The sequence below is a fragment of the Rubrivivax gelatinosus genome, assembly GCF_016583785.1.
In the GTDB taxonomy this organism is placed as follows: domain Bacteria; phylum Pseudomonadota; class Gammaproteobacteria; order Burkholderiales; family Burkholderiaceae_C; genus Rubrivivax; species Rubrivivax gelatinosus_B.
The window spans coordinates 35,730-42,171 of the sequence record NZ_NRRU01000046.1; the positions used below are offsets into that span (position 1 = coordinate 35,730).

General features: G+C 70.2%; 5 protein-coding genes and 1 rRNA gene. 4 read left to right on the top strand and 2 right to left on the bottom strand.

Features of this window, described 5'->3' with window-relative positions; genetic code table 11:
* Positions 1 to 60 precede the first annotated feature (60 nt).
* Complete coding sequence (locus tag CKO43_RS13480) at positions 61 to 2,439, top strand: membrane-bound PQQ-dependent dehydrogenase, glucose/quinate/shikimate family (protein WP_200378965.1); 2,379 nt, start codon at positions 61 to 63, stop codon at positions 2,437 to 2,439.
* A 17-nt stretch (positions 2,440 to 2,456) separates the two neighbouring features.
* Here the strand turns inward: CKO43_RS13480 and CKO43_RS13485 are convergent, their stop codons facing one another.
* Positions 2,457 to 3,035 (bottom strand): hypothetical protein, encoded by a 579-nt coding sequence (locus CKO43_RS13485; RefSeq protein WP_200230630.1) that lies wholly within the window; start codon positions 3,033 to 3,035, stop codon positions 2,457 to 2,459.
* Positions 3,036 to 3,098: 63 nt separating this feature from the next.
* Here CKO43_RS13485 and CKO43_RS13490 point away from each other — a divergent pair, with 63 nt between their 5' ends.
* The 3 genes from CKO43_RS13490 to pncB all read left to right on the top strand — a co-directional run bounded on the left by CKO43_RS13490 (position 3,099) and on the right by pncB (position 6,251).
* Positions 3,099 to 4,070, top strand: a complete 972-nt coding sequence (locus CKO43_RS13490) for an oxidoreductase (RefSeq protein ID WP_242481163.1) — start codon at positions 3,099 to 3,101, stop codon at positions 4,068 to 4,070.
* Between the two features lie 140 nt (positions 4,071 to 4,210).
* Complete coding sequence (locus tag CKO43_RS13495) at positions 4,211 to 5,053, top strand: cysteine hydrolase family protein (RefSeq protein WP_200230632.1); 843 nt, start codon at positions 4,211 to 4,213, stop codon at positions 5,051 to 5,053.
* A gap of 10 nt (positions 5,054 to 5,063) precedes the next feature.
* A complete protein-coding gene (gene pncB, locus CKO43_RS13500; protein ID WP_200230633.1) occupies positions 5,064 to 6,251 on the top strand; it encodes a nicotinate phosphoribosyltransferase in 1,188 nt (395 codons plus the stop codon).
* Between the two features lie 87 nt (positions 6,252 to 6,338).
* Here the strand turns inward: pncB and rrf are convergent.
* A 5S ribosomal RNA gene (rrf, locus tag CKO43_RS13505) occupies positions 6,339 to 6,442 on the bottom strand; the annotation flags it as partial.

Below are 6,442 nucleotides of genomic sequence, written 5' to 3' on the forward strand. Positions count from 1 at the left end.
GGCACATCGATTGCCTCGGCGCCGAACCCCGACTCGGCGGCCCTGCCCGCCCATGCATCCATGGTCCAGGCACCCCGCCCGCCGCTGCTCACCGGCTTCGTCGTCCTGCTGAGCGGCATCGTGCTGCTGGCTGGAGGCCTGTGGCTGGCCGTGATCGGCGGCTCCTGGTACTACGCCGGCACCGGCGCGCTGCTGCTGGCCACCGGCGTCATGCTGCTGCGGGGGCAGCCGTCGGCGCTGCTGCTGTACGCCACGGTCGTCGCCATCACGCTGCTGTGGTCGCTGTGGGAAGCCGGGCTCGACTGGTGGCCGCTGGCGGCACGCGGCGACGTGATCTTCGTGCTCGGCCTGTGGCTGCTGATGCCCTGGGTGCAGCGCGGGCTGGTGCACGAGGACGACTGGCGGCGCAGCCGGCACCCGCGCGGGCCGGCGCTGCTGCTCGGGTCGGTGCTCGCGGCTTTCGCGCTGGTCGCGGCGGGTTCGTGGATGCACGACCCGCACGAACTGGCCGGAACCACGCCCCCGGCGCTGGGCCGCACCCCGCAGGACCACTCGGTCCCTGACGGCGAGTGGCACGCCTGGGGCGGCACGAACGCCGGGCGGCGCTACTCGCCGCTGGCCCAGCTGACGCCGGAAAACGTCGAGCGGCTGCAGGTCGCCTGGCAGTACCGCACCGGCGACGTTCGCGGCCGGCCGGGCGAGCCGGTGGAGACGACCTACGAGGTGACGCCGCTGAAGATCGGCAACCGCCTGCTGCTGTGCACACCGCACCAGGTCGTGATCGCGCTGGACGCGACGACGGGCTCGGCGCTCTGGCGGCGCGCCATGCCGATACAGGGCCTGGGCACGCTCGCGCTGCAGCATCAGACCTGCCGCGGGCTGTCCTACCGGCCGCCGCCGGCGGGCAGCGCCGCAAGCGACTTCTGCGCCGCCCGGCTCTACATGCCGACGATAGACGGCCGGGTGCACGCGCTCGACCTGGCCAGCGGGCGCCCGTGCGAGAACTTCGGCGCGGGCGGCTCGATCGACCTTTGGGACCGCATGCCGCACCGCCGCCCGGGCGGCTACTACTCGACGTCTCCGGTGGCGGTGGCGGGGGACCGGATCGTCGTCGGCGGCACCGTGCTGGACAACGTCTCGGTGGCCGAACCCTCGGGCGTGATCCGCGCCTTCGACGCCGAAACCGGCGCACTGCTGTGGAACTGGGACCCGGGGCGGCCCGATCAGACCGAACCGCTGCCGCCGGGGCAGCACTACACGCCCAGTTCACCCAACAGCTGGTCGGTGGCCGCCGTCGACGAGGCGCTGGGCCTGATCTATCTGCCGATGGGCAACCAGCCGCCCGACCAGTGGGGCGCCAAACGCGGCGCGGCGTCGGAGCGCTTCGCCTCGTCGGTCGTGGCGCTGGAACTCGCGACCGGGCGCCTGCGCTGGGTGTTCCAGACCGTGCACCACGACCTCTGGGACTACGACGTTCCGGCCCAGCCCAGCCTGCTGGAGCTGAGCGTCGGCGCCAGCACCGTGCCGGCCCTGGTGCAGGCGACGAAGCAGGGCGAGATCTTCGTGCTCGACCGTCGCAGCGGCCAGCCGCTGCTGCCGGTGAGCGAACTGCCGGCACCGCGCACCACGATGCCGGGCGAACGCAGCGCGCCGACGCAGCCCAAGTCGGGGCTGTCCTTCGACCCGCGGCCGCTCACCGAGCACGACATGTGGGGCGCGACGATGTTCGACCAGCTGGCCTGCCGCATCGCGTTCCGTCGCCTGCGTTACGAAGGCAGGTTCACGCCGCCGTCGCTGCAGGGCTCGCTGGTCTACCCGGGCAACTTCGGCGTCTTCAACTGGGGCGGCATCGCCGTCGACCCGGCGCGCCAGACCGCGTTCACGACGCCGGCCTACCTGGCCTTCGTCTCGCAGCTGGTGGCACGGCCGGACGACCGGGCGCTGGTCGTGCAGGGCGAGGAACGGCCGCACGACAGCCTGCCGGCGCTGAACGAGAACTTCGGTGCGCCGTACGCGGTGCGGCTGTCGCCTTTCACCTCGCCGCTGGGCATCCCGTGCCAGGCTCCGCCCTGGGGCTACGTTGCCGGCGTCGACCTGGTCAGCGGGCACCGCATCTGGCAGCACCGCAACGGCACGGTGCGCGACCTGTCGCCCCTGCCGCTGCCGTTTCGCATGGGCGTACCCAGTCTCGGCGGGCCGGTACTGACCGCAGGCGGCCTGGCCTTCCTGTCGGGCACGCTGGACGACTATGTGCGCGGCTACGAAGCTTCCACAGGGCGCGAGATCTGGCGCGCCCGCCTGCCCGCGGGTGGCCAGGCAACGCCGATGACCTACCTGGGGGCCGACGGGCGGCAGTACCTGGTCGTCGTCGCGGGCGGCCACGGTTCGCTGGGCACGCGCGCCGGCGATCACGTCATCGCCTACGCCTTGCCGCGCTGAGCGGCTTCAGGCGGCCATCAGCGCCGCACGCCGGCAGCCGGCACGCGCCGGGGCACCGACTGGGCGCGGTCGCCGGGCAGCAGTTGCTGCGGCAGCTGCGAGAAGGTCCAGCGCGGGCCGTCGCCGGAGACGATCCAGACGAGGTCGAAGCGCGCCTCGGGCCAGTGGCGCGGCACCTCGGCGCGCTGCAGCAGTTCTTCGGCAAGCACGGGCAACGAACGATGGCGCCAGCACACCAGCGCCGGGCCCTTCAGATCACGCAGCGCGGCGGCGATACGCGCCGGGTCATCGTCGTCCGACCAGGACTCGTCGACCTGCAGGCCCAGCGCCTGCGCGAGCGGCGTGACGGTCTCGCGAGGCCGCGGCGACGGATGGGTCTCGGTCGGGTGGGCGGCGAAAACGTGGGACGGCCGCAGGATCGGCGAGCGGGACGGCAACGGCAACGGCACGAACAGGCGCACCAGTGCGCCCGCACGCTGCCAGCCGACGACCGACAACGACTGCGGCGAGGGCGAACCGTCGATCGCCACCCCGTATTCGCCTTCTCGCGGCTTCTCGGCATGGCGGATCAGCATGATGCGGGGCGTTTCGATCATCGGTGGGCTCGGGCTGCAGAATGCGCGGCGACGGGCAAGGCGGATGCCGCGGCAGGAGCGCCGATGACGGACGTGCGGGTGGGACTGATAGGCTGGGGCAAGGCCGCGCGTGGGTTTCATGCGCCGCTGATCCGGGCCACGGCGGGCATGCGGCTGGCGGCGGTGGGCAGCCGCAACCCGGCCGAGGTGGCCGACAGCGTGCGCACCGAATGCGGCGCCGAGGTCGTCGTGCAGACGCCGCAGGCCTTGCTTGCCGGCGGCGCGGTCGATCTGGTCGTCGTCGCGACCCCGAACGACAGCCACCACGAATGGGCCGCGGCGGCGCTACGGGCGGGGTGCCACGTCGTCGTCGACAAGCCGTTCGCGCTCGATCTTGCGCAGGCCCGGGAGCTGGTTGCGCTCGCGGGCCAGATGGAACGCCAGCTGTGTGTGTTCCACAACCGGCGCTGGGACGGTGACTTCCTGACGCTGCGCCGGCTGCTCGCGTCCGGCGAGCTGGGGCGTGTGACCGAGTTCGTCTCCCACTTCGACCGCTTCCGCCCGCAGCGCCGCGAGCGCTGGCGAGAGCGTGCCGGGCCGGGTGCCGGCATCTGGATGGACCTGGGCCCGCATCTGCTGGACCAGGCGCTGCAGCTGTTCGGGCCGCCGGCCGGCATCACGCTGGACCTCGCCGTGCAGCGCGCCGGGCCCGGCGCGGACGACTGGTTCGACTGCCGCTTGCGCTGGGACGATGGCCCGCATGGGGGACTGCGCGCCCGGCTGCACGCGGGGATGCTGGCAGCCTGTGCCCGGCCACGTTTCGTGCTGCTGGGCGACCAGGCTGCTTTCAGGGTCGACGGGCTGGACCCGCAGGAAGAGGCGTTGAGCGCCGGCCGCGACCCGACGGCCGCCGACTGGGGCCGCGACGCACGCTGCGGCCGGCTCTGGCATGGCGACGGACGAGCCGATCCAGTGCTGCTGGAGCCCGGCGCCTACCCCCGCTTCTATGCGGCGCTGCGCGAGGCCCTGCACGATGGGCAGGTGTTGCCCCGGTGACGAACGATGAAGCGCTGCAGGTGCAGGCCTTGCTCGACGCCGGGCGCCGCAGCGCCGCCGAACATCGCGAGATCGCCCTCGGCTGAGGCGCACGAGGGAACACAGAGCGTGGCGTAGCATGCCGCGCGACGAGGAGCTTGATGGACCCCGACCGTAATCAGCTGCTGATCATCGATGCGCAGAATGACTTCTGCGACCTGCCGCCCGGCTGGTGCACGCTCGACCCGGCAACCGGTGAGCGCTTGCTGCCGGCGCTGCCGGTGGCGGGCGCTCATGCCGACATGCTGCGGCTCGCGGCGTTCATCGATGCGCGGGCAACCGACATCGACGCGATCACGCTGACGCTGGATTCGCACCACCGCATCGACATCGCCCACCCGCCGTTCTGGCAGGACGCGACCGGCGGCGCCGTCGCGCCCTTCACGCCGATAGCCGCGGCCCAGGTGCGCGACGGCAGCTTCCTTCCCCGCGATCCGTCGGCGCTGGCGCGTGTGCTCGCGTATCTGGACGCGTTGGAGGCGCGGGGCCGTTATGGGCTGATGGTCTGGCCGGAACACTGCCGCATCGGCAGTTGGGGCCACCTGGTACACGCCGCCGTCAGGGCGGCCTGCGACCGCTGGGAGGCCCGCCGGCTGCGGCCGGTGCAATACCTGTTCAAGGGCGACAACCCCTGGACCGAACATTACAGCGCGCTCGAAGCCGAGGTACCCGACCAGCAGGACCCTGCGACTTTGCTCAACCGGGACTTGCTGGCGCGCCTGGATCGCTCGCAGCGCATCTGGGTCGCCGGCGAAGCCAGCAGCCACTGCGTGAAGGCGACGGTCGAGCACCTCCTCGAACATCTGCCCAGCGGCCGACCCGGCCGCATCGAAATGCTGAGCGATTGCATGAGCCCGGTGGCGGGTTTCGAGCCGCAGCATCAAGCATTTCTGGCCGCCATGGCCGAACGCGGCGTGCGCCAGCGGCGCAGCACGGATACCTGAAGGAAGCCGAGTGCAACCCGTCATCAGCAGCCTGCTGGACACCGATCTCTACAAGTTCTCGATGTGGCAGGCGATGCTGCACCGCCATCCGGCGACGCAGGCGCAGTACCGCTTCGTCTGCCGCAATACCAGCGCCTTCGCGTTGGCCGAGCTGGCCCCGGCGGTGCAGGCCGAAATCGATCAGCTGTGCGAGCTTTCGTTCCAAGCCGACGAGCTCGAGTATCTTGGCGGCCTTCGCTACATCAAGTCGGACTTCGTCGATTTCTTGCGCATCTTCCGGTTCCAGCGCGGTTTCGTGCGTGTCTCGACAGAGGGGCCTGAACTCCGGATCGTCGTCGAAGGCCCGCAGGTCCACGTGATGGCCTTCGAGATCTTCGTGCTCGCGATCGTCAACGAGCTGTACTTCCGACGCGTGTCCACAGCCGATACGCTGGACGAAGGACGGCGGCGGCTGAAGGCGAAAGTCGGCCGGCTACGGGCTTTCGCCGCCGAGCCGGCTTGCCGGCATCCGTTCCGATTCTTCGATTTCGGCCTGCGCCGGCGGTTCTCCGGCGCCTGGCAGCGCGAAGTGTTGACGACACTGCACCGGGAGTTGCCGGAGATGTTCACCGGCACGTCCAACGTGTTGCTGGCACGTGACCTGGATATCGTCCCGATCGGGACGATGGCGCACGAGTACCTGCAAACCTTCCAAGGCCTGGGTGTGCGGTTGCGCGACCATCAGAAGGCCGCGCTCGAGGCCTGGGTCCAGGAATATCGAGGTGACCTCGGCACGGCGCTCACCGACGTCGTCGGCATGGACGCGTTTCTCGCCGATTTCGACCTTTATTTCGCCAAGCTGTTCGACGGCATCCGCCACGACTCCGGTGACCCGGTGGAATGGGGCGAGAAGGCGCTGGCGCATTACGCCAAGCTGCGCATCGACCCGGCGACGAAACGCCTGGTGTTCTCAGATGCGCTGGACATCGAGCGCTGCATCGTGCTGTACCGACACTTCGCCGACCGCACCCAGTGCGGCTTCGGCATCGGCACGCACCTGACCAACGACTGCGGCCTGCCGACCCTGAACATCGTGATGAAGCTGACGCGGGTGAACGGTCAACCGGTGGCGAAGATATCCGACGCACCCGGCAAGACGATGTGCGACGACCCCGGATTTCTCGCCTATCTGCGGCAGGTATTTGGCGTGCCTGGCTGATTCGGCTTGGTGCGGTCGCCTTTAGGCGTATTCGTCGGCGCAAAGAAAAAGGCCCGGTTCGTTATGAACCGGGCCTTCGAATAAATAGCCTGACGATGTCCTACTTTCACACGGGAACCCGCACTATCATCGGCGCAAAGGCGTTTCACTTTCCTGTTCGGGATGGGAAGGAGTGGGACCACCTCGCTATG

What these genes read in the sequence shown, in the direction of transcription:
- CKO43_RS13480 (WP_200378965.1), top strand. Translation starts at nt 61, where the DNA reads ATGGTCCAGGCACCCCGCCCGCCGCTGCTCACCGGCTTCGTCGTCCTG.
- CKO43_RS13485 (WP_200230630.1), bottom strand. Translation starts at nt 3,035, where the DNA reads ATGATCGAAACGCCCCGCATCATGCTGATCCGCCATGCCGAGAAGCCG.
- CKO43_RS13490 (WP_242481163.1), top strand. Translation starts at nt 3,099, where the DNA reads ATGACGGACGTGCGGGTGGGACTGATAGGCTGGGGCAAGGCCGCGCGT.
- CKO43_RS13495 (WP_200230632.1), top strand. Translation starts at nt 4,211, where the DNA reads ATGGACCCCGACCGTAATCAGCTGCTGATCATCGATGCGCAGAATGAC.